At 55.7% G+C, this 22,673-nt stretch carries 24 protein-coding genes; 6 read left to right on the top strand and 18 right to left on the bottom strand.

Translation table 11 applies throughout. The annotated features are described in order from the left end of the window. Positions 1–7: 7 nt before the first annotated feature. Positions 8–499: a transcription/translation regulatory transformer protein RfaH gene (gene rfaH, locus E3U32_RS12015; RefSeq protein WP_134348975.1), complete on the top strand. Its 492-nt coding sequence runs from the start codon at positions 8–10 to the stop codon at positions 497–499. Here rfaH and tatD read toward each other — a convergent pair. From tatD to udp, 9 genes are all read right to left on the bottom strand, one after another. After that, positions 496–1,278: a 3'-5' ssDNA/RNA exonuclease TatD gene (gene tatD, locus E3U32_RS12010; protein WP_134348974.1), complete on the bottom strand. Its 783-nt coding sequence runs from the start codon at positions 1,276–1,278 to the stop codon at positions 496–498. The genes rfaH and tatD overlap by 4 nt on opposite strands. Positions 1,279–1,319: 41 nt before the next feature. Next, positions 1,320–2,090 carry a Sec-independent protein translocase subunit TatC gene (gene tatC, locus E3U32_RS12005; protein ID WP_008501520.1) on the bottom strand — a complete coding sequence of 257 codons (771 nt, stop codon included), beginning with the start codon at positions 2,088–2,090 and terminating at the stop codon, positions 1,320–1,322. A 2-nt stretch (positions 2,091–2,092) separates the two neighbouring features. Next, positions 2,093–2,635, bottom strand: a complete 543-nt coding sequence (tatB, locus tag E3U32_RS12000) for a Sec-independent protein translocase protein TatB (RefSeq protein WP_134348973.1) — start codon at positions 2,633–2,635, stop codon at positions 2,093–2,095. 3 nt (positions 2,636–2,638) lie between these two features. Beyond that, entirely contained in the window at positions 2,639–2,908 is a 270-nt protein-coding gene (gene tatA / locus E3U32_RS11995; RefSeq protein WP_134348972.1) for a Sec-independent protein translocase subunit TatA, read from the bottom strand. 74 nt (positions 2,909–2,982) lie between these two features. After that, on the bottom strand, positions 2,983–4,623 hold the full coding sequence (gene ubiB, locus E3U32_RS11990; protein ID WP_134348971.1) for a ubiquinone biosynthesis regulatory protein kinase UbiB: 1,641 nt from the start codon (positions 4,621–4,623) through the stop codon (positions 2,983–2,985). Continuing rightward, the gene (gene ubiJ, locus E3U32_RS11985) at positions 4,620–5,219 is read right to left on the bottom strand and encodes a ubiquinone biosynthesis protein UbiJ (RefSeq protein WP_134348970.1); all 600 of its coding nucleotides are present in this window, start codon (positions 5,217–5,219) and stop codon (positions 4,620–4,622) included. Before ubiJ ends, ubiB begins: the two co-directional genes overlap by 4 nt. Positions 5,220–5,232: 13 nt before the next feature. Beyond that, a complete protein-coding gene (gene ubiE, locus E3U32_RS11980; RefSeq protein WP_023309612.1) occupies positions 5,233–5,988 on the bottom strand; it encodes a bifunctional demethylmenaquinone methyltransferase/2-methoxy-6-polyprenyl-1,4-benzoquinol methylase UbiE in 756 nt (251 codons plus the stop codon). A 71-nt stretch (positions 5,989–6,059) separates the two neighbouring features. Continuing rightward, positions 6,060–7,517 carry a DNA recombination protein RmuC gene (rmuC, locus tag E3U32_RS11975; RefSeq protein WP_134348969.1) on the bottom strand — a complete coding sequence of 486 codons (1,458 nt, stop codon included), beginning with the start codon at positions 7,515–7,517 and terminating at the stop codon, positions 6,060–6,062. 139 nt (positions 7,518–7,656) lie between these two features. After that, a complete protein-coding gene (gene udp, locus E3U32_RS11970; RefSeq protein WP_003860792.1) occupies positions 7,657–8,418 on the bottom strand; it encodes a uridine phosphorylase in 762 nt (253 codons plus the stop codon). Between the two features lie 255 nt (positions 8,419–8,673). On the opposite strand from udp, the gene E3U32_RS11965 reads away from it, so the two are divergent. Further along, positions 8,674–9,480 carry a dienelactone hydrolase family protein gene (locus E3U32_RS11965; RefSeq protein ID WP_023333795.1) on the top strand — a complete coding sequence of 269 codons (807 nt, stop codon included), beginning with the start codon at positions 8,674–8,676 and terminating at the stop codon, positions 9,478–9,480. A gap of 58 nt (positions 9,481–9,538) precedes the next feature. Here E3U32_RS11965 and metE read toward each other — a convergent pair whose 3' ends face one another. Then, positions 9,539–11,800, bottom strand: a complete 2,262-nt coding sequence (gene metE / locus E3U32_RS11960) for a 5-methyltetrahydropteroyltriglutamate--homocysteine S-methyltransferase (RefSeq protein WP_134348968.1) — start codon at positions 11,798–11,800, stop codon at positions 9,539–9,541. A 115-nt stretch (positions 11,801–11,915) separates the two neighbouring features. Between metE and metR the strand changes: the two genes are divergently transcribed. Beyond that, positions 11,916–12,869, top strand: coding sequence for an HTH-type transcriptional regulator MetR (metR, locus tag E3U32_RS11955; protein ID WP_048339012.1), 954 nt, complete (start codon positions 11,916–11,918; stop codon positions 12,867–12,869). Here metR and E3U32_RS11950 read toward each other — a convergent pair. From E3U32_RS11950 to pldB, 3 genes are all read right to left on the bottom strand, one after another. After that, positions 12,757–13,656 (bottom strand): carboxylate/amino acid/amine transporter, encoded by a 900-nt coding sequence (locus tag E3U32_RS11950; protein ID WP_134348967.1) that lies wholly within the window; start codon positions 13,654–13,656, stop codon positions 12,757–12,759. The genes metR and E3U32_RS11950 overlap by 113 nt on opposite strands. Positions 13,657–13,738: 82 nt before the next feature. Next, entirely contained in the window at positions 13,739–14,539 is an 801-nt protein-coding gene (yigL, locus tag E3U32_RS11945) for a sugar/pyridoxal phosphate phosphatase YigL (protein ID WP_134348966.1), read from the bottom strand. Positions 14,540–14,564: 25 nt separating this feature from the next. After that, a complete protein-coding gene (gene pldB / locus E3U32_RS11940) occupies positions 14,565–15,557 on the bottom strand; it encodes a lysophospholipase L2 (RefSeq protein ID WP_134348965.1) in 993 nt (330 codons plus the stop codon). 109 nt (positions 15,558–15,666) lie between these two features. Here pldB and rhtB point away from each other — a divergent pair, with 109 nt between their 5' ends. Further along, on the top strand, positions 15,667–16,287 hold the full coding sequence (gene rhtB / locus E3U32_RS11935) for a homoserine/homoserine lactone efflux protein (RefSeq protein WP_047959687.1): 621 nt from the start codon (positions 15,667–15,669) through the stop codon (positions 16,285–16,287). On the opposite strand, the gene rhtC is transcribed toward rhtB, so the two are convergent. The 3 genes from rhtC to pldA form a co-directional block, all read right to left on the bottom strand. Then, positions 16,284–16,904 (bottom strand): threonine export protein RhtC, encoded by a 621-nt coding sequence (gene rhtC, locus E3U32_RS11930; RefSeq protein ID WP_134348964.1) that lies wholly within the window; start codon positions 16,902–16,904, stop codon positions 16,284–16,286. The two genes, rhtB and rhtC, sit on opposite strands and share 4 nt — an antisense overlap. Positions 16,905–16,965: 61 nt before the next feature. After that, the gene (gene recQ / locus E3U32_RS11925; protein WP_134348963.1) at positions 16,966–18,795 is read right to left on the bottom strand and encodes an ATP-dependent DNA helicase RecQ; all 1,830 of its coding nucleotides are present in this window, start codon (positions 18,793–18,795) and stop codon (positions 16,966–16,968) included. 90 nt (positions 18,796–18,885) lie between these two features. Beyond that, positions 18,886–19,755, bottom strand: a complete 870-nt coding sequence (gene pldA, locus E3U32_RS11920) for a phospholipase A (RefSeq protein ID WP_087822933.1) — start codon at positions 19,753–19,755, stop codon at positions 18,886–18,888. A gap of 163 nt (positions 19,756–19,918) precedes the next feature. On the opposite strand from pldA, the gene yigI reads away from it, so the two are divergent. Beyond that, positions 19,919–20,386 carry an acyl-CoA thioesterase YigI gene (gene yigI / locus E3U32_RS11915; protein ID WP_008501538.1) on the top strand — a complete coding sequence of 156 codons (468 nt, stop codon included), beginning with the start codon at positions 19,919–19,921 and terminating at the stop codon, positions 20,384–20,386. 51 nt (positions 20,387–20,437) lie between these two features. Further along, positions 20,438–21,334, top strand: coding sequence for an EamA family transporter RarD (gene rarD, locus E3U32_RS11910; RefSeq protein ID WP_134348962.1), 897 nt, complete (start codon positions 20,438–20,440; stop codon positions 21,332–21,334). A 43-nt stretch (positions 21,335–21,377) separates the two neighbouring features. Here rarD and corA read toward each other — a convergent pair whose 3' ends face one another. Together corA and ysgD are read right to left on the bottom strand one after the other, a co-directional pair. Then, entirely contained in the window at positions 21,378–22,328 is a 951-nt protein-coding gene (corA, locus tag E3U32_RS11905) for a magnesium/cobalt transporter CorA (RefSeq protein ID WP_080330379.1), read from the bottom strand. Positions 22,329–22,479: 151 nt separating this feature from the next. Further along, positions 22,480–22,536 carry a YsgD/CorL family protein gene (ysgD, locus tag E3U32_RS23780; protein WP_212743980.1) on the bottom strand — a complete coding sequence of 19 codons (57 nt, stop codon included), beginning with the start codon at positions 22,534–22,536 and terminating at the stop codon, positions 22,480–22,482. Positions 22,537–22,673: the final 137 nt, after the last annotated feature.

Genomic DNA, 22,673 nt, shown 5'->3' with positions numbered 1-22,673 from the left:
AGTGATTATGCAGGCCTGGTATTTACTGTATTGCAAACGCGGGCAACTTCAGCGCGCGCAGGAACATCTTGAACGTCAGTCTGTAAATTGCCTGACGCCCGTGATCACGCTTGAAAAGATGCAGCGCGGGAAGCGCACAACCGTGAGTGAGCCGTTATTCCCGAACTATCTGTTCGTGGAGTTCGATCCGGAAGTCATCCACACTACCACCATCAGCGCAACGCGCGGCGTCAGCCACTTTGTCCGTTTTGGTGCTCATCCGGCAACGGTTCCGCCGACGGTCATTCATCAGCTATCAATTTATCAACAGCCTGAAGGGATCACCGACCCGGAAACCCCTTACACGGGCGATTGCGTTGTTATTACAGAAGGTGCTTTCGAAGGTCTGCAGGCGATTTTTGCCGAACCGGACGGTGAAGCACGCTCCATGCTGTTGCTCAATCTGCTGAACAAGCAGGTGCTTCAGAGCGTTAAAAACACCGACTTCCGCAAAGTTTAAAAACGTATCCCGAACAGAGTACGCACGTTGTCATCCGTCTGCGCGGAAAGCCATTGCGGATCCTCTCCGCGCCACTTCGCTACGCTCTCAACAATGTGCCCCAGCCAGGCGGGCTCATTTCGCCGTGATGCCGGTTTGGGTTTCATATCGCGCGGCAGCAGATAAGGCGCATCGGTTTCAAAGAGCAACCTGTCAGCCGGGATCGCCGGTAACAGTTCCCGAAGCTCAAGCCCGCGGCGCTCATCGCAAACCCAGCCCGTAATGCCCAGATAAAGCCCTCGCTTCAGGCAATCCAGCGCCTCCTGCCGGGAGCCGGTAAAGCAGTGCAGCACCGCGCCGGGCAGTTTCTCCAGCCACGGATCCAGAAGTGCCAGGAAATGCTCATGCGCGTCGCGGCAGTGCATAAATACGGGCATTTCAAGCTCTGCCGCCAGTGCAAGCTGAGCAGTGAAAGCCCTTTCCTGCTCTTCAGGCGTTGAAAAGTTACGGTTGAAATCGAGACCGCATTCGCCGATAGCCACAACGTCTGGCGTCTTCGCGAGCCTGTACAGGTTTTCGCCACTAGCCGGGGCCCACTGGCTGCTGTCATGAGGATGCACGCCAGCGGTAGACCAACAACGATCGTAGCGTTGCGCCAGCTGCTGTGCCTGCTCGCTTTCATGCAGGTTGGTCCCCGTCAACAACAGTCCTTTTACGCCAGCGTCAAAAGCACGCGCAACCACCTCATCGCGATCTTTCGCAAACTGCGAGCTGGTCAGGTTGAGTCCGATATCAAACATGCTAATCCCCATATAACAACCGCCCTGACGGGCGGCTGGTTTTACTCTTCAGTGGTCTTGTCGGACGTATCGTCTTCGTCATCCGATCGACGCCCTTTACCCACGTAGAAACGCGAGAAGAATACGCCGACCTCAAACAGGCAGTACATCGGTATGGCCAGCAGCGTCTGCGAGAAAACATCCGGCGGTGTCAGCAGCATACCGACCACAAATGCGCCTACCAGGATATACGGACGCTTCTTACGCAGGTCATCCGGCGTGGTTACCCCTACCCAGCAAAGCAGCACAATGGCCACCGGCACTTCGAATGCCACGCCGAACGCCATAAACAACGCCATCACAAAACTGAGGTAGCTGGCGATATCCGTCGACACCTGAACCCCTTCCGGTGCGGTGTGCGTCAGGAAGCCGAAGGCCAGCGGGAAGACAACGAAATAGGCAAACGCCATGCCGATATAAAACAGCAAGGAGCTGGATACCAGCAGCGGGATCACCAGCTTACGTTCATGCTTATACAAGGCCGGCGCCACAAATGCCCAGACCTGATACAGAATGACCGGCGCAGAGGCAATCAGCGATACCCAAAAGGTAAGCTTAATGGGGGTAAAGAACGGAGAAGCCACGTCCGTCGCAATCATCGTTGCGCCCAGCGGCATCTGCTTAATCAACGGTGCAGAGACAACCTGGTAGATATCGTTGGCGAAATAGACCAGGCATAGAAAAATAACAAGAACCGCAATAATGCAGTTTAACAGGCGCTTACGCAGCTCAATGAGGTGCGTAATGAGCGGTTGAGTATCATCTACTGCCATGTTTACGCTTTATCACTCGACGAGGGGGATGATTCGGAAACAGGTGCAACGGGCTTAGTCTCCGCCACTTTTATCACGGGGTCTTCCGGCTGCGCCTGTTTTTTCACTTCGGTTTCCTGCGGCGTCTGTTCCGGCGCGGCAGCCTGATGTTCAGCGCTGGCTGGCGTTACGCCCTCACGCTGCTCCTCGCTGCCCTTCACCACCGGGTTATGAATGGTGTTCGCTTCATCGCTCGCTTTTTCAGGATCGTTGACGCTGTAAGAGCGCTTCATGGATTCCGCCGCTTCACGCAGTTCATCCATTGAGGCTTTCAGTTCCGGCGTCAGGTTATCCATGCTCGCCTTCTCAACCTTTTTCAGGCTTTCCTGAAATTCCTGCAGCTTAAGCTCCTGAGCCAACTCATTCTGAACGGTCGATGCCAGCGATCTCAGCGCACGCACCCAGCCTGCAACGGTTTTCACTGCAACCGGCAGACGCTGCGGCCCCAACACGATCAGGCCAATCACAAAGACCAGCAACAGCTCACTAAAACCAATATCGAACACGGCTTACACCTGCTCTTTATCGTGGCTTTTGGCGTCTTCCTTTTTGGCTTCTTCCTTTTTGGCTTCTTCTTGCTTGTCGGAGATGGATTTAGCAGTAAAGTCAGCGTCCTGGCTGGTTTTATCCTGCTTACTCTCATCATCGCTCATCGCTTTCTTGAAGCCTTTGATAGACGCGCCCAGATCGGAACCAATAGAACCGAGCTTTTTGGTGCCAAACAGCAGCACAACGATGACGGCAATGATCAACAATTGCCAGATACTGATACCACCCATACATGTTCCTCAGGAATAGATGATTAATTAGTCAGGCCGCATTATACGTATGCGGCCCGTCGAAGGCGACGAACTCAGAGCGTTTTTCGCCAGCCGACCAGCCAGACAACAGCTCCGCCAGCCATCAGCCAGGCGGGCATCATCTGCCAGTCCGGACGGTTGATCAGCAGCAGCGTACCGCTCAGCAGCAGCGTTGCGCCAATCCCAAAGAGATAGCGTGACTGTCCCTGACGAACGCGGCTGGACTGAAGCTCGCGGGCGATTTTATCCATACTGTGTTGAAGGTTCTTGCTCTGACGCAAACTGTCATAAACCAGTTCAGGAATTTCAGGCATTTTCTCTATCCAGAACGGGCCTTTCTCTTTCAGCGAACGCACCAGCGCCGGAATGCCAACCTGATCCTTAATCCAGGATTCCAGGAAAGGTTTCGCGGTCTTCCACAAGTCTAACTGAGGATAGAGCTGTCGGCCTACACCCTCAACGTAAAGTAATGTTTTCTGAAGTAAAACTAGCTGCGGCTGAACTTCCATATTAAAGCGGCGAGCGGTGTTGAACAGGTTTAACAGCACGTGCCCGAAGGAGATTTCCGCCAGCGGTTTTTCAAAAATCGGTTCGCAAACGGTCCGGATCGCAAACTCGAATTCTTCGACGTTGGTGTCCGGTGGAACCCAGCCGGAATCGACGTGCAGCTCGGCCACTTTGCGGTAGTCGCGGTTGAAGAAAGCGATGAAATTCTCAGCCAGATAGCGTTTATCTTCTTTATTCAGCGACCCCACAATCCCGCAGTCGATACCGATATACTTCGGATCTTCAGGGTGTTCGTAGCTCACGAAGATGTTGCCTGGGTGCATGTCCGCATGGAAAAAGCTGTCGCGGAACACCTGGGTAAAGAAGACCTGTACGCCACGTTCGGCCAACAGCTTCATGTTCGTTCCCTGTTTTTCCAGGGCCACCACATCCGAAACCGGAATACCGTAAATACGCTCCATCACCATCATGTTCTGGCTGCAGTAGTCAGAATAGACTTCAGGTACATAGAGCATCGGGCTGTTTTCAAAGTTACGACGCAGCTGAATGGCGTTTGCCGATTCGCGCAGCAGGTTAAGCTCATCAATCAGCGTTTTTTCATATTCCCGCACCACTTCCATCGGACGCAGACGACGCCCGTCCGGCAGCAAGCGCGGCACCCAGCGCGCCAGACGATAAATCAGCTTCATGTCTGCTTTGATGATGGGCAGGATGTCCGGACGAATGACTTTAATAACGACTTCTTTGCCGTTTTCTTTCAGACGCGCGGTGTGCACCTGTGCGATAGAGGCCGACGCCAGTGGCTGAATATCGAAATCGTCAAACCAGCTCTCGACGGGAATATTTCCCATCGCCTCTTCAATTTGCTTTTTCGCGCGCGCGCCGTCAAACGGTGCGACGCGATCCTGCAGCATCGCGAGCTCATCAGCAATCAGAGGCGGGAAGAGATCGCGGCGGGTCGAGAGCATTTGTCCGAACTTAATCCACACCGGACCAAGCTCCTGCAGCGCCAGGCGCAGACGCTCGCCCAGCGGCTGACCTTTATGGCGATTGGGCATCCAGAACAGCATCCGCCGCCAGATGCGAAGCGGCAGCGTAATACGCATTCTGGGGATAAGCTCATCGAGCCCGTAGCTCAAAAAGGTACGAATAATGAAATAGAGGCGCCGAATTTCACCAGGCGTCATTTGCCCTCCAGTTTTTCCAGCCGTTTGGTTAACGCATCAACCGCACGTTCAGTAGCAGCGGTCTCTTCCGCAAACCACGCAACTTCCAGTGACCCGGGTGCCATTCGCCACTCCTCCGTCAGCACTTCCGCCGTATAGCGTTGCTGACGTTGAAAGCTTTTGCGTGCAAAGGACGCGCCGCCATGAAGGAATTTCCCGATGCCTTCGGCGGCAATGTCGCCGATGAAGGGCGCGAGCAGTTCTGCCGGATCGAACTCTGCCAGATCGGTGAGCGCAACGAAGTTCTGCACGACCTGAATGTCGCCCTCCACTTCCAGTTCACCGCTGCGGATAAGCGCCGTTAATTGTTGCCGATCGCGCAGTTTTGGCAGCACGCTCATGTGCGTGATGACCGAGCAGTCGGCTTCCCACTCCCCCAGAACGTCAAGCTGGCGTTCGCTGAAGACCAGCACAAGCGGCGTCGAGAACTCTTTTAAAACAATACGTAATACCTTCCCGTTCAACCGCTGACGTGCGGCTTTCAGCGCCGGAGCGCGATACAGAAAAGCATTCAGTACATTCTCGATGCCTGCGGAGACTAAGGGTTTAAAGGGCACGGGACACCTCCACTCAGAATTTGTAACCGCGATGCAGCGCGACGACACCCGCCGTCAGGTTGAAATATTCAACGTTCTCAAATTCTGCATCCTGCATCATAGCTTTTAATGTGTCCTGATCCGGGTGCATACGGATAGATTCCGCCAGATAGCGGTAGCTTTCCGCATCGTTGGCCACCAGCTCACCGATGCGCGGCAGCACGTGGAAGGAATAGGCGTCGTAAGCTTTGCTCAGCGGCTCAATAATAGGTTTGGAGAACTCGAGCACCAGCAGGCGTCCACCCGGTTTCAGCACACGGTACATGGAGCGCAGCGCTTTCTCTTTATCGGTAACGTTACGCAGACCGAAGGAGATAGTGATGCAGTCGAAGGTATTGTCCGGGAACGGCAGCGCTTCGGCGTTTGCCTGCACATATTCCACATTCCCCACCACGCCGATGTTACGCAGCTTCTCGCGTCCCATTTTCAGCATAGAGTCATTAATATCTGCGAGAACAACGCGACCAGTTTCGCCCACCAGACGGGAGAATTTCGCGGTTAAATCGCCCGTACCGCCGGCTAAGTCCAGCACAGTTTGTCCGCGACGCACGCCGCTACAGTCAATGGTGAAGCGCTTCCACAAGCGATGAATGCCGAACGACATCAGGTCATTCATCACATCGTACTTCGCCGCCACGGAATGAAATACGTGGGCCACCATGTCAGCTTTCTGCGCTTTGGCTACAGTCTGAAAGCCAAAGTGCGTTGTGTCTTGTGAATCGTCAGCCATCTCAGAGCCTGCTAATCAGTAAAGTAAAATGTCGGTCAAGTGTAACAGATTGGGCGCATTTGCCCTACGATTCAACCACCGCGAAAGAAACGCGCTGGCGACGACTCTGGCGATAATTCCGCCGCTAAATCGTTGTCTTCACTGCCAGTATTTTGCCCAACAGCGCCCTCACGCAGCCTGAACTCTTCATCCTGCTCTGTGGCCTGTTCAACCAATTCCGGATTAATCTCGCGTTTGACCTCCACCCCCAGGCTGCGGAAAGCTTCGGCTTGTGCAAGCAGATTGCCGCGCCCAGAAGAGAGTTTTTTCATTGCCTGACGATAGTTATCCTGCGCGCGATCCAGGCTTTGCCCAACGGAAGACATATCGTCCACGAACAGGCGCATTTTATCGTACAGCTTGCTGGCGCGATCGGCGATCTGCTGGGCATTACGGCTCTGGTGTTCATAGCGCCACAGGTTTGAAATCGTCCGCAGGGCCACCAGCAACGTGGTTGGACTCACCAGCATAATGTTATTTTTCAGCGCTTCGGTGATTAGTTCAGGCTGTCTGTCCAGCGCCAGCAGGAACGCCGGCTCAACAGGAATAAACATCAATACATAGTCGAGCGAGCGGAGCCCCGGCAGCTGCTGATAGTCTTTTCTGCCGAGCAGGCGAATGTGGTTACGCACGGAGGCTATGTGCTCCTGGAGGGCAGACTCACGCGTGTAGTCATCTTCCGCATTAAAGTAACGTTCGTAGGCAACGAGCGTCATTTTGGCGTCAATCACCACATCTTTGCCCTGCGGCAGCCGCACAATCACATCCGGTTGCATACGCGAGCGGGCATCGTTTTCGATACTCACCTGCGTTTCGTATTCATACCCTTCCCGCAGGCCAGAGGCTTCCAGTACGCGGGTCAGCACCACTTCTCCCCAGTTGCCCTGCGTTTTGTTATCCCCTTTAAGCGCGCGGGTCAGGTTTACCGCTTCCTGTGCCATTTGCGCATTCAGCTGCTGAAGATTGCGAATCTCATGCGCCAGCGTGTGACGTTCGCGGGCTTCCTGGCCAAAGCTGTCCTGCACCTGGCGGCGAAAACCATCCAGCTGTTCGCGCAGCGGCGTCAGCAGGCTGTTCAGGCTCTGGCGGTTCTGTTCGTCAACGCGGCGGTTGCTGTGCTCGAAAATACGGTTGGCGAGGTTCTCAAACTGTTCGCTGAGGCGCTGCTCGCTGTTGATCATCTGGCGGATTTTGTCTTCCGCATGAAGCTGGGTGGATTCGAGGCGGGTGGTCACTTCGCGGAGATCGGCCTCCAGTGAGGTGTTGATATCACGCAGATTGCGCAGCTCGTTATTGAGCAGTTCACACTCATCTCGCCAGTGTTCACTCAGAGCAAGCTGCTGTTTTGCCGCGCTTAAATCGGCGACTATCTCTTCTCGCTCGGCCAGCTGGTCGGCCTTCTGCTGTGCATGCTGATAGCTGGAAATGAGCCAGCCTATCGCCACGCCCGCCAGCGCAATCACCGCATAAATCAGGACTGAGATATCCACAATGCCCCCTGCATCAACGTATTACCCGCACAAAATAGAATTGTGCTGTATAAACGTCCAGTTTGAAAGGGTTTTCCTGCGAGGCGCTACGCAAAAAATAAAGGCCGAACGTGTCGGCCTTTGTTTTCAGAAGAGAGGATTAGATCAGGCGACGCGCGGCTTCCACCACTATTTTTACCGCATGACTTTCGGTCTGCTTCATGGTTTCGGCGTTCGGGATCTCCTGCTGGGTACGGTTGACGATAACGCCCGCCACCATACCGGCACGCAGACCCTGGCTTGCGCACATGGTCAGCAGCGTTGCGGATTCCATTTCGTAGTTCATCACGCCCATGGACTGCCACTCTTCCATTGAGCCTTTGAAGCGGCTGACTACGCGGCCTGAGAAGGTGTCGTAACGTTCCTGGCCCGGGTAGAAGGTGTCGGAAGAGGCGGTTACGCCCACGTGGGTGGTTGCGCCTACGGATTTCGCGGCTTCAACCAACGCAGTCGTACATTCGAAATCAGCCACCGCCGGGAATTCCATTGGTGCAAAGTGCAGGCTCGCCCCGTCCAGACGCACGGACGCGGTCGTGACCAGCACATCACCAACGTTGATATGCGGCTGAATAGCGCCGGTGGTACCGATACGCAGGAAAGTACGAATGCCCAGCTGCGCCAGCTCTTCAACAGCAATAGAAGTAGACGGGCCACCGATACCGGTAGAACACACGATCACGGCTTTACCATCCAGCTCTGCACGCCAGGTGGTGAATTCACGATGAGCTGCCAGCTTGACCGGCTTATCCATCAGCGCGGCGATCTTTTCCACACGCTCAGGATCGCCCGGGACGATTGCGAGCGTAGCCCCTTGTAAATCGTTTTTGGTGAGGCCGAGATGAAAAACATCAGACTTAGACATAGGTGACTCCTCTGTGGGTCGGTTAGTCAGAAGAAGTAAAACGGTACTTTACAGAAGCGGTAAGCTTAATTTCGTGACGCGCCTCACCATGAATGAAAATGATTGCATTAATTTTCCATCAAAAAGTGATTCACATCACATTAACAAGTTATATCGCCAGGTGCTGCACAAAAGATAGACCGTTTAAGGCACTGTGAGTTGTTAACCTGGTGTCTATATTTACCTTTGCGCTAACTCATTGGTACGGAGAATGCCATGACTGAAAAAACCGGATTTGCACCTGCTGCGGCTCCGCATGCTTCAACCATCGTGTCGACGCCAGAAGCGGCAATTACCGCGGGTGAGACCTCCATTCCCTCGCAGGGGGAGAATATGCCTGCTTATCACGCACGGCCAAAATCGGCAGACGGCCCGCTGCCCATCGTGATTGTGATTCAGGAGATTTTTGGGGTTCACGAACACATTCGCGACCTCTGCCGCCGGCTGGCGCTGGAAGGGTATCTGGCCGTTGCCCCAGAGCTCTACTTCCGTCAGGGCGATCCGAACGACTACAGCGATATTCCCACATTGCTCAGTAACCTGGTCAGCAAAGTTCCTGACGCTCAGGTACTGGCCGATCTCGATCACGTCGCTAGCTGGGCGGCGCGCAACGGGGGCGATCCACACCGCCTGCTGGTCACCGGTTTCTGCTGGGGCGGACGCATTAGCTGGCTGTATGCCGCGCATAACCCGCAACTCAAAGCCGCTGTCGCCTGGTACGGCAAACTGGTGGGTGAAAAAACGCTGAATTCACCGAAACATCCCGTTGATATTGCCACTGAGTTAAATGCCCCGGTGTTAGGGCTGTACGGCGGTCAGGACACCGGTATTTCGCTGGATTCGGTAGAGACCATGCGCCATGCGCTCCGCGCAGCAAATGCAAAGGCAGAGATTGTGGTGTACCCGGACGCCGGGCATGCGTTTAACGCCGATTATCGTCCGAGCTATCACGCGGAATCAGCCAAAGATGGCTGGCAGAGAATGCTGGCGTGGTTTAGTCAGTACGGCGGGAAGAAAGCGTAAAAAAAGCCCGGTGGCGGTTACGCCTTGCCGGGCCTACATAACGGAAGTGACTAACGCCTCAACCCTGACGCAAGTTCTGCGCCGCCTTCACCATGTTGGCGAGCGCTGCACGGGTTTCCGGCCAGCCGCGGGTTTTCAGTCCGCAGTCCGGGTTCACCCACAGGCGTTCTGCCGGAATGCGCTGAGCCGCTTTTTTCAACAGGGCTTCAATCCACTCCACGCTCGGCACGTTCGGGGAGTGAATGTCGTACACGCCCGGCCCAATCTCATTCGGGTAGTCGAACTCTTCAAACGACTCCAGCAGTTCCATGTCTGAACGCGAGGTCTCGATGGTGATCACGTCAGCGTCCAGCGCGGCAATCGAATCCATGATGTCGTTAAATTCGCAGTAACACATGTGGGTGTGGATCTGGGTGTCGTCCTTCGCGACCGCGGCGTTGATGCGGAACGCTTCCACGCCCCACTGTAAATACGCATCCCAGTCGCTGCGGCGCAGCGGCAAGCCTTCGCGTAGCGCCGGTTCGTCAATCTGGATGATGCCAATGCCTGCGGCTTCGAGATCGGCCACTTCGTCACGCAATGCCAGCGCAATTTGCTTCGCGATGGTTTCACGGGTCACGTCTTCACGCGGGAAGGACCAGCAAAGAATCGTTACCGGACCGGTGAGCATGCCTTTCACCGGCTTGTCCGTCAGGGACTGCGCGTATTTCGCCCACTCCACGGTGATCGCTTCCGGGCGGCTGACGTCACCGATAACCACCGGTGGCTTCACGCAGCGGGAGCCGTAGCTCTGCACCCAGCCGTTCTGGGTAAACACGAAACCGTCCAGATGTTCACCGAAGTATTCCACCATGTCGTTACGCTCGGCCTCACCGTGCACCAGCACGTCCAGACCCAGACGTTCCTGCTCGATAATCGCCTGCTTGATGTGTTCGGCGATACCGGTGCGGTAGTGATTCGCATCCAGATTGCCTTTTTTGAAATCCAGACGCAGGCCGCGGATCTCGGTGGTCTGCGGGAAGGAACCAATTGTGGTGGTCGGCCACGCAGGCAGGTTGAAGCGGGCGCGCTGCGCGTCGGCGCGCACTTCATACGGGCTCTGACGCTGGCTGTCCTGGGCGGTGATGGCCACCAGGCGTTTTTCCACCGCCGGGTTATGGACGCGAGCCGAGTGACGGCGCGCCTGAATCGGTGCGCTCCATTCTGCTATTGCCGCCGTGTCGCCGCTGTTCAGCGCGTCGCGCAGCAGGGCCAGCTCTTCGCACTTTTGCAGGGCGAAGGCAAACCAGCTTTTTACCTCGGCATCCAGACGGGTTTCGACGCTCAGATCGATCGGGCTGTGCAGCAGAGAACAGGAAGAGGCCACCCACAGCTCACGTTTGCCAACGATGTCCTTAATCTGGGCGTATTTCTCAGTGAGATCGGCAAGCCAGACGTTACGGCCGTTGATCAAACCGGCAGAGAGCAGCCAGTCCGCTGGCAGCCGCTTATGCAGTTCCGCCACGTCATCTTTACCGTGTACGAGGTCAACGTGCAGGCCCTGAACCGGCAGCGCGGTAATGGTTTTCAGGTTTGGCGTCACGCCTTCGAAATAGGTGGTCAGCAGGAGTTTTACCTGACCGGTGAGTGCCTCATACGCCGGTTTGAAGGCATCGAGCCAAACCTTGGGCAGTTCGAGCACCAGCGCAGGTTCGTCGATTTGTACCCACTGTATGCCGCGTTTCCCCAGCTCAATCAGTACCTGTTTATAGACCGGCAGAATATCCTTCAGCAGGCTGAGTCGGTCAAACTGCTCGCCTTTAACTTTACCCAGCCACAGGTAGGTGACTGGCCCCAGCAATACGGGCTTCACCTGATGACCCAGCGCCAGCGCTTCGTCCACTTCATCCAGCAGCTGCGTCCAGGTCAGCCTGAACTGCTGGCCCTTGACGAACTCCGGCACCATATAGTGATAGTTGGTGTTGAACCACTTGGTCATTTCCGCCGCTGCCGCTGGCTCCCCCGTTGGTGCACGGCCACGGCCGATGCGGAACAGGGTATCGATATCTACCGATCCATCTTTGTTCTGATGACGAGCCGGCACGTTGCCAAGCAGCAGGCTGGTCGTCAGAACATGGTCGTACCAGGCGAAATCGCCCACCGGCAGCAGGTCAATGCCCGCCTGTTTTTGCTGATCCCAGTGACGGGCGCGCAGCTCGCGTCCCACCGCCAGCAGCTCTTCACGGGTGGCGTTACCCGCCCAGTAGCTTTCTTGCGCTTTTTTCAGCTCGCGACGCAGGCCAACGCGAGGGAAACCGAGAGTGTGATTGCGGATTGTCATGGTGTGCCCCTTGTGAAATTCGTTATTTAGACGTCCAGATGTTTACACATCTATAATTGGCAGGTACTGTATATTCCTCAAGCGCAAAATGTTCATGGCGAAGTGAAGGACTTTCATGATCGAAATTAAACACCTGAAAACGCTACAAGCGTTGCGGAACTGCGGCTCGCTCGCGGCGGCGGCGGCCACGCTGCACCAGACCCAGTCCGCCCTTTCTCACCAGTTCAGCGATCTGGAACAACGCCTTGGATTTCGTCTTTTTGTGCGTAAGAGCCAGCCGCTGCGCTTTACACCTCAGGGCGAGATCCTGCTGCAGCTGGCGAATCAGGTACTGCCACAGATCGCCAGCGCGCTGCAGGCGTGTAACGAACCGCAGCAGACCAAACTGCGTATCGCGATTGAATGCCACAGCTGTATTCAGTGGCTAACCCCCGCGCTTGAGAACTTCCGCCAGAAGTGGCCGCAGGTAGAGATGGACTTTAAATCCGGCGTGACGTTCGACCCGCAGCCCTCACTGCAGCAGGGCGAGCTGGATCTGGTGATGACGTCCGATATTCTGCCGCGCAGCGGCCTGCACTATTCGCCGATGTTTGATTATGAAGTGCGCCTGGTGCTGGCGCCGGATCATCCGCTGGCAGCCAAAACGCGCATCACGCCGGAAGACCTGGCGACGGAAACGCTGCTGATTTACCCGGTTCAGCGCAGTCGTCTGGATATCTGGCGTCACTTCCTGCAGCCGGCAGGCATTAGCCCGCAGCTGAAAAGCGTGGATAACACCCTGCTGTTGATTCAGATGGTGGCGGCCAGAATGGGTATCGCAGCGCTGCCGCACTGGGTAGTGGAGAGTTTTGAACGCCAGGGTCTGGTGGTCACAAAAACCCTGGGTGAAGGACTGTGGAGCAGGCTGTACGCCGCCGTGCGCGATGGCGAGCAGCGTCAGCCGATTACAGAGGCGTTTATTCGCTCAGCGCGGAACCACGCGTGCGACCATCTTCCGTTTGTGCGGAGCGCGGAGCGACCCAGCGTCGATGGACCCACAGCGAAGCCAGGATCACCGTTCCCCCAATAATGAAGCTCGGCCAGTGCGGCTGTTGCTGCCAGATGGCGAGGTTGACCAGCAACCCTGCCGGGACATGCACGTTGTTCATGATCCCCAGCGTACCGGCGTCTACCTGAGTAGCGCCGTAGTTCCACATGAAATACCCCAGCCCTGATGCCACAACGCCCAGCCAGATCAGAACGCCCCACTGCACGGAGGTGGTCGGCAGCTTTTGCGGGTTACCAAGCATAAACCACGCCGCCACCGCGATAATCGCGGCGCCCATATAGAACCAGGCAAACGCGTTATGCTGCGGCATCGGACGGGTTTCCATCAGGCGTTTGTAGCCCACCATGCCGATGGCAAAACTGATGTTGGCGAGCTGGACGAACATCAGCCCGGTCCAGAAGTGATCGCTGACTTTGTCATAGCGAATAATCGCCGCGCCGATCACCGCCAGTGCCGCGCTCAGCAGGTATCCCCAGCGCAGGCGGCGCTTGCTGAGCAAATCGTAGATCAGCGTGATATAGAGCGGCGTTAGCACGGTGAACAGCAGGAATTCAGAGACGGAAAGGTAGACGTAAGCCCGGAAGCTAAACAGATACATGATGCCGAGCTGCATCGCCCCCACCAGCATATACAACACAATCGTTTTCAGCGATTGCCCGCGCGTACGCAGAAACGGCAGGAACACCAGCGCCGCCAGCCCCACGCGCATCAGCACCGAGAAGTAGCTGTCGACCGAACCGGCAAGGTATTCGCCAATCAGGCTAAAGGAGAAGGCCCACAGGATAGTGGTGATAATGAGTAGCGCCACAATGCTTGTCTCTCAGAAAGAAGGACAGGCATTGTAGCGAACTCTTTAGTTGACAACTGAGCGATAAATAATCAAATGAAGATTATTCAAGGAATAGCTTGCGCAGATACTTCGGTACCGCGTTGTCAGCGTTGGTGCCGATCACTTCCAGCTCCGGGTGCAGGTCTTTCAGGCGCTGGTGCGCGTTCTCCATAATGCAGCCCTTGCCCGCCATAGAAAGCATTTCGGCATCGTTCATACCGTCACCAAAGGCGATGCAGTCTTTCAGCTCGAAGCCCAGACGTTTCGCAACCGCTTCCAGCGCGTGGCCTTTGGATACGCCCCCGGCCATCACTTCCAGACAGGTCAGCGTTGAGAAGCTCACATTAACGCGATCGCCCCAGCGCGCGTTAATTGCCTGCTCCAGCGGCAGCAATTCCTCATGGTCTACACAGGTGAAGAATACCTTGCTGATCCCTTCCGGCTCCAGCAGACCCGGCTCGTACAGCGAGTACTGGAATACGGCCTCTTTGAAGAAGCGCATCTCTTCCGGGCGGTGGCGGTTCATAAACCAGTCGTCGTCGCGGTAAACGTTGGTGACGATATTCGGGTTGTTATGTACTACCCCGAACAGATCGGCGGCAATATCGCGATCCAGGTTGTGGGTAAAGATCAGGTTGCCGTCGGTATCATGCACGCGCGCACCGTTAGAGGTGATCATGTACGATTTGATCTCAAGATTATCGCGGATCTGCCCTACGTCTACGTGGTGGCGGCCGGTGGCAAACACAAAGTTCACGCCCCGGGCGGTCAGAAGCTTTAAGGTCTCTTTCGCGTAAGGCGACAGGGTGTGGTCGGGAGAAAGCAGCGTGCCATCTAAATCAGATGCAACAACCTGGTACATAGGGAAATTTAACCTCAATAGAAAATCAGTTATGCCGGTCGAAAAACTCGACGATGGCGTTAAGCGCGACTGAGCGCATAGCGTCCTTTTCAAAAAGGATCTCATGGTACGCGCCGTTGATGACCAACGGTTTTCCCCCTTCACAAGGGTGGCCGGCGGCAGCGCGGAGTTCGCAAAAGCGGTCATGCATGCGGTTATCCACCACACGCTCTTCTTCAGCCTGAATCAGGAGCGTTGGCGTATCGTCATTCGCGACGCCCGCCAGAACCTGCTCACCGGCAAGGATCCCTTCACGCACCCAGTGATATGTCGGGCCGCCCACGCGCAGGCGCGGTTCGTCGGCATAAAAACGCAGGTTACGACGATAACGCTGTCGGCTGTGGGTCAGCACGTTCATCGCAAACGGCAACGCCCGCCAGCGCCCCGTGCCGATGGCATAACCTTCACGAATGCGCTGATGGCCCTCAGCCCAGTCGAGAATATGACGCACCATCCAGTCCGGAAAGCGCATGACGATGCCATACATCGGCGCGGTGAGCGCAATGGCGTCGCATTTATGTTCGTGACGCTGTAAAAACAGCGTTGAAATCGCACCGCCCATAGAGTGCGCCAGAATATAGCGCTTCCGCCATGGACCAGGCTCGACTTCCTGCTGCCAGAACGCGGCGAGATCGTCGACGTAATCGCTGAAGTTATCCACATGGCCGCGATGCGTATCCGATAACAGGCGACCCGAAAGCCCCTGCCCGCGGTGATCGATAATCAGTACATCGAAGCCCAGATGGAACAGGTCATAGGCCAGTTCGGCGTATTTGATGTAGCTCTCGATACGCCCGGGACAGACCACGATGACCCGGTCATTTTTCTTATCGTGAAAACGCACAAAGCGTACCGGTATATCACCGACGCCCGTAAACTCATCTTCCTCACGCTGGCGCCAGAAATCGGTCAGCGGCCCCATGGAGAAAGCAGCAAATGCGTTTTCTCGTGTTTCCCAGTCCTTTTTCTGCTGAAACATCGGGTTTCCACTCACGTAAGCCAAGGAATATCGTTTTTTCGTAACCGGTCACAAAATGACTCAACAATAGCGTATTGTGGCATAAAAACAGACGATTCGGGAGTTTCAAATGACCTTCGAGTGGTGGTTCGCTTACCTGCTGACATCCATCATCCTTAGCCTTTCACCGGGCTCGGGCGCCATTAACACCATGACCACTTCCATCAACCACGGCTATCGCGGTGCGGCAGCGTCGATTGCCGGTTTGCAGGCCGGGCTGGGCATTCACATCGTCCTGGTCGGGATTGGTCTGGGCACCCTGTTCTCCCGCTCTGTACTGGCTTTTGAGGTGCTGAAATGGGCCGGGGCAGCGTATCTGATCTGGCTGGGTATTCAGCAGTGGCGCGCGGCGGGCTCCATCAACCTGAATACGCTCGCTCAGACGCAAAACCGCGGCCATCTGTTTAAACGCGCGGTTTTCGTCAACCTCACCAACCCGAAAAGCATCGTCTTCCTCGCCGCGCTGTTCCCGCAGTTTATCGTTCCGCATCAGCCCCAGGTGATGCAGTACGTGGTACTGGGCGCGACCACCATTATCGTCGATATCATCGTGATGATTGGTTACGCGACGCTGGCGCAGCGGATTGCGGCGTGGATTAAAGGGCCTAAGCAGATGAAGGCCCTGAACAAAGTCTTTGGTTCGCTGTTTATGCTGGTTGGCGCGCTGCTTGCGTCAGCGCGTCATGCTTAGCGAGAAATGATGAGATGAATGCCGAAGCCGGCGAACAGTGCGCCGGCGAAGCCGTCAATCCACTTCGCGATGCGCTGATAGCCGCGGCGCATCGCCGGTAAGGCAAACAGGCTTGCCACGATGGTGAACCAGGCAAAGGTTTCAACGACGATCAGCAGGAAGATGCCCCAGCGCGCACCCGCGCCGACGTTATCGCCGACAAATAGCGAAAATACTGAGCCGAAATAGATAATGGCTTTCGGGTTCGCCAGGTTGGTCAGCAGCCCTTTTACAAAACTGCGGCCGCCCGTTGCCAGCTCAACCTTTGGCTCTTCCGGTTTTTTCTCTTCTTTCTTCAGCGCCCCACGCAGCATCTGGTAGCCCATCCAGCACAGGTACAGGCCACCGCCAACCATAATGATGTTATGCAGCCAGGCCATCTTTGCCAGAATCAGGTTCAGACCAAGCAGCGCGACCGCCGCCCAGACCATGACGCCCATGGTGATACCGAGCACGCCCATCATCGCCTCTTTGCGGGAGCGGCTGACGGCCGTTTGTGACACGAAGAAAAAGTCTGGGCCCGGGCTCATCAGCGCAACGATGTGCACCAACGCCACGGTAAGAAATAGCATTAACATAATTAGCTCGCGGGGAAATAATTCAGTGAGTCATCATCCTGGCACTTTTTCGCCCGGCTGACTACTCCTCATCATCACCATCGGCATGTGAACGGATGAGCGCCATAAACTCCTTACCGAAGCGCTCCAGCTTGCGCGTGCCGACGCCGTTGACGCTGAGCATTTCGCTGGCGCTGAGGGGCATCTGTTCGGCCATCTCAATCAGCGTCGCGTCGTTGAACACCACGTAAGGCGGGATATTCTCTTCATCAGCAATGGCTTTACGCAGCTTGCGCAGTTTGGCAAACAGCTTGCGGTCGTAATTGCCGCCGTACGATTTTTGCATCACCCGCGGCTTCAGGGCGAGAACGCGCGGCACGGCGAGCTTCAGTTCAACGTCACCGCGCAGGACCGGGCGCGCCGCTTCGGTAAGCTGTAGCGCGGAGTGCTGAGCAATGTTTTGTGTGGCAAAGCCGAGGTGAATCAGCTGGCGGATAATGCTGACCCAGTGCTCGTGGCTCTGCTCCTTGCCAATACCGTAGACAGGGAGCTTGTCGTGGCCCATGTCGCGAATACGCTGGTTATTAGCACCGCGCAGCACTTCCACCACGTAGCCCATCCCGAAGCGTTGATTCACACGGTAGATGGTCGAGAGCGCCTTACGCGCGTCCATCAGGCCATCGTACTGTTTCGGCGGATCCAGGCAGATATCGCAGTTGCCGCACGGCTCCTGTCGCCCTTCACCAAAGTAGTTGAGCAGCACCAGACGACGGCAGGTTTGCGCTTCGGCAAACGCGCCCATCGCGTTGAGCTTGTGACGCTCGATATCCTGGAGCTGTCCCTGCGGTTTTTCCTCCAGGCAGCGGCGCAGCCATGCCATATCGGCCGGATCGTAAAACAGCATCGCTTCCGCTGGCAGGCCGTCACGCCCGGCACGGCCGGTTTCCTGATAGTAGGATTCGATATTGCGCGGAATATCGAAATGCACCACAAAGCGCACGTTGGGCTTGTTGATCCCCATGCCGAACGCCACCGTCGCCACCACAATTTGCAGGTCATCGCGCTGGAATTTCTCCTGCACGTCGGCACGGATGTGGTTCTCTAACCCGGCATGGTAGGCCGCCGCGCTAAAGCCGCGGTTTTGCAGACGTGCGGCGGTGTCTTCGACCTTCGCACGGCTGTTGCAGTAGATAATGCCGGACTTGCCGCGCTGCTCCTGCACGTAGCGTAAGAGCTGATCCAGCGGCTTGAATTTTTCCATCAGCATGTAGCGGATGTTGGGGCGGTCGAAGCTGCTGACCTGAATATAAGGGTCGTTCAGCCCCAGCAGGCGAACAATATCCAGACGGGTGGTGTCATCTGCCGTGGCGGTAAGCGCCATAAACGGCAGCTCGGGGAAGCGCTGGCGCAGCTGGCCGAGCGCAGCGTATTCCGGGCGGAAATCGTGTCCCCACTGGGAGATACAGTGCGCTTCATCCACCGCCAGCAGGACCGGGTTCCAGTGCGCGAGATGGTCGAGGAAGTTATCCAGCATCAGGCGTTCCGGCGCGATATACAGCAGGCGGATCTGCCCGGTGCGGCACCCGGCCATCACCTCTTGCTGCTGCTCACGGGTTTGCGTGGAGTTAAGACAGGCTGCCGCCACGCCGTTGGCGAGCAGCTGGTCAACCTGGTCTTTCATCAGCGAAATCAGAGGCGATACCACGACCGTCAGGCCGTTAAGCACCAGCGCGGGCACCTGATAACAGAGGGATTTACCGCCGCCGGTCGGCATCACCACCAGGCAATCGCGACCTTCCAGCACCGTTTCAATGATGGTTTCCTGGCCAGGGCGGAACTGCTGATAGCCAAAGGTTTCATGCAAAACCTGTTTAGCCAGCGACTCCTGATTCAATACTTCCGCCTGCGCCACATTAACCCCATATGCGAAAAATAAAACAGGCGCTATTTTCAGCGCCTGAGAGAGAAACTTCAACGTTTAACGCAAAAACATTCGAGCAGGCTAGAGAATATCGTTCAGCATCACGCCAACGCCGATGCGAGTCTGGTTGAAGTTGTAGTCGATAAGCGACTCGCCGTAACCGCTGTATACCTGCGTATAGATACGAACGTGCTTCGTCATTGGGTAGCTTAAGCCCACTTCCGCGCCACCGTAGCCGGTGTTCCAGTTGTACTGGCCTTTGGCGCTGAGCACGGCATCGCCCAGCTGGTAGCCGACTTTGAGCTGGTAGTAACCCATGTATTTGGTGATATCCGGGTTGTCATCGGTTTCGCCCACCACGTACCACGGCTTCACTTCCACCATCCAGTTACCGTTCTGCGCCATCAGGCGCGTATAGGCGCGGTTCCAGCTCCGGGAAGTCGGGTCGGAACGGCCGTTGGAATCATGGTTAAAGCCCACTTCAACATCACGCAACGTCCATCCGGCAAATTCATAATCCGTTGCAAAACCGAGGAACAGCTGTGGCTCGTAGTTCGTTTCACGGAACGGCGAGGACTCCCCGCTGTTAGAGAGCTGCCACCAGGATTTCTGCGTGTAAGACGCACCGAGCACCGAATTCGGCCCCAGAATGCCGCGCCAGAACGGGAAGGCGAGACTGAGCTGGAACTTCACCTCATCTTTACGCGCGTTATCAGACCAGTTATAGGAGCTTATCGCCTCTTTGTTGAGATCGCTGGTCTGGGTGTAAATCACGTAGTTGGTGTCATACGGATAGAGCGTGAACGGATTGTCATGCTCCTGAAGAAGGTTCGCGATAATACTGCCATGAACGGCAGGTTTATCATGCACCTCTTTGATCGTGGCTTCCTGCGCATATGCTGTGAGGGGCAGCGCAACCGCCGCCAGTAACCAGGCCAGATACGTCCGCATCGGTGGTGTTCTCCTGCAAAAGAGTAAAATTACTTGAATAGTTATGTGGCGAACATTCTACATACTTCTGCGACAACTGCTGCATCCTCGTTTCTGAAAGTGGAATTCCTTATTGCCGAGGCATAAAATCAACATTTCATTAACAATAAGGATGTGATGCCTCATGTCAGCCATGCTTACCGCCGAAGAAGTGTTAAAACTCGTGGGCGAGATTTTTGTTTACCATATGCCGTTTAACCGCGCGCTGGGACTGGAGCTGGAGCGTTACGAAAAAGACTTTGCCCAGCTGAGTTTCAACAACCAGCCGATGATGGTAGGTAACTGGGCGCAAAGTATTTTGCACGGCGGTGTGATTGCCTCTGCGCTGGACGTCGCGGCAGGCCTGGTCTGCGTGGGCAGTACGCTGACCCGCCATGACACCATCAATGAAGACGAACTCCGCCAGCGTCTGGCGCGCATGGGCACCATTGATTTGCGCGTCGACTATCTTCGCCCGGGGCGCGGAAATCGCTTTACCTGTACCAGCAGCCTGCTGCGTGCGGGAAATAAAGTTGCCGTTGCTCGCGTTGAATTACATAACGAAGAACAAGTTTATATCGCCAGCGCAACCGCCACTTATATGGTGGGTTGAGGCAGCAAAATCGGGTAAAATTAATTCACTTTTTTGTAATGGATTTTCCCGATGAATGCTAAACAGACGCGGCAGGGCGTTTTACTCGCCCTTGCCGCTTATTTTATTTGGGGTATCGCCCCGGCGTATTTCAAGCTTATCGCTTACGTTCCGGCCGATGAGATCCTCACTCACCGCGTTATCTGGTCATTCTTTTTTATGATCGCGCTGATGAGCCTCAGCCGTCAGTGGTCGGGCGTCAAAACGCTGTTTAAAACCCCTAGAAAGGTCTTCCTGCTGGCGCTCTCTGCGGTGCTGATTGGCGGCAACTGGCTGCTGTTTATCTGGGCGGTGAATAACCATCACATGCTCGAAGCGAGCCTGGGGTACTTCATTAACCCGCTGGTGAACATCGTGCTGGGGATGATTTTCCTCGGCGAGCGCTTCCGCCGGATGCAATGGGTGGCCGTCATTTTGGCCTTCTGCGGCGTGCTGGTTCAGCTCTGGACGTTCGGCTCGTTGCCGATTATTGCCCTCGGTCTGGCGTTCAGCTTTGCCTTCTACGGCCTGGTGCGCAAGAAGATTGCGGTGGAAGCACAAACCGGGATGTTGTTTGAAACCCTGTGGCTGCTGCCGGTCGCGGCGATTTATCTCTTCGGCATCGCCGACAGCCCAACCAGCCATATGGGCAGCAACCCGTGGTCGCTGAATCTGATGCTGATGGCGGCAGGCGTGGTGACGACGATTCCATTGCTGTGCTTCACCGGTGCGGCGACGCGTCTGCGTCTCTCCACGCTGGGCTTCTTCCAGTACATTGGCCCGACGCTGATGTTCCTGCTGGCGGTGGTGTTTTACGGCGAAGTGCCAGGCGCGGATAAGATGGTGACCTTCGCCTTTATCTGGGTGGCGCTGGCGATTTTCGTTGCAGATGCCATTTATACCCAGCGCAGGGCCCGCAAAGGAATGTAGGTGTTTTGTAGGGCGGGTAAGCGCAGCGCCACCCGCCAGATTTTTACAGCCAGTTACGACGCTTAAAGTACAGATACGGCGCCAGCCCGGCGAGGATCATGAAGATAATCGCCCCCGGGTAACCAAAGCTCCACTTCAGCTCCGGCATAAACTCAAAGTTCATCCCATAGCTGGAAGCCACCAGCGTCGGCGGCAGGAACACCACGGAAACCACCGAGAAGATCTTGATGATGCGGTTCTGCTCGATGTTGATAAAGCCCATCGCCGCCTGCATCAGGAAGTTGACCTTCTGGAACAGGGATTCGTTGTGCGGCAGCAGGGATTCGATATCTCGCAGGATCTCCCGCGCCTGCTCCAGCTGGCCGCCCGGCAGACGCGCCTTGCGCACCAGGAAGTTCAGCGCACGCTGGGTATCCATCAGACACAGACGTACCTTCCAGCCGATATCTTCCAGCTCCGCCAGCGTGGAGAGCGCTTCGTCGTACTCATCGCCCTGATGGCCTTCCATGATCACGCGGCTGAGCTTTTCCAGATCGCTGTAGATGTTTTCAATTTCATCCGCCAGCTGTTCAATTTTGGTTTCGAACAGATCGAGCAGCAGCTCGTAGGCGTTACCGTCCACCATCGCCTGGCTGCGGGCGCGCATGCGGTAAAGACGAAATGCCGGCAATTCACGCTCGCGCAGGGTAAACAGACGGCCATCACGAATGGTAAACGCCACGGTAGAGTTACCCGCGTGGTCTTCAGCATCTTCAAAGAAGAAGAAGGAGTGAATATGCAGACCGTCTTCGTCTTCAAAAAAACGTGCAGATGCTTCGATGTCTTCCAGTTCCGGGCGTGTCGCCAGGCTTTGTCCCAGCTCAGATTGTACGCGCAGGCGTTCATCGTCGTCCGGCTCGACCAGATCCACCCATACGGCATCAACGAGGGGCTGTGACTCTTCGGCTTCAAGCCGAGTCAGTCGGTTATTTTCGAGTTGAAATGCGCTCAACATGACCGGGACTCCCAATGCAAAAAATATCGGACAGTTCGGTGGGCACACAGAAACAAATTGGGTTTCAGACCATTAAACAGCCTGACTCAGCGCGACGGGAATAGTGCATGTCGCTGACAACCACTAAGGCCATCAGCAAGGGGAGATAGCCTTAGGAGTTGTTCCTGGATGACAGGGAATTGAGCCAGTATCTACTGGGTGTGTCCAAGGCGAATGTCCTCTTAGCGTAATCGTGCGCGCATGTTACGCCAGCTATAACTGTGGCGTCAACACGCAACGGAACGCTGAAGGGCATTAATTGACCTTCAATGTATAAGGCTAGCAGATTATTACAAAATAATGATA

It is taken from the genome of Lelliottia nimipressuralis (genome assembly GCF_004402045.1).
Classification (GTDB): domain Bacteria; phylum Pseudomonadota; class Gammaproteobacteria; order Enterobacterales; family Enterobacteriaceae; genus Enterobacter; species Enterobacter chinensis.
Note: the sequence above shows the minus strand (reverse complement) of the source record. Positions and strands in the feature narration are given on the sequence as shown.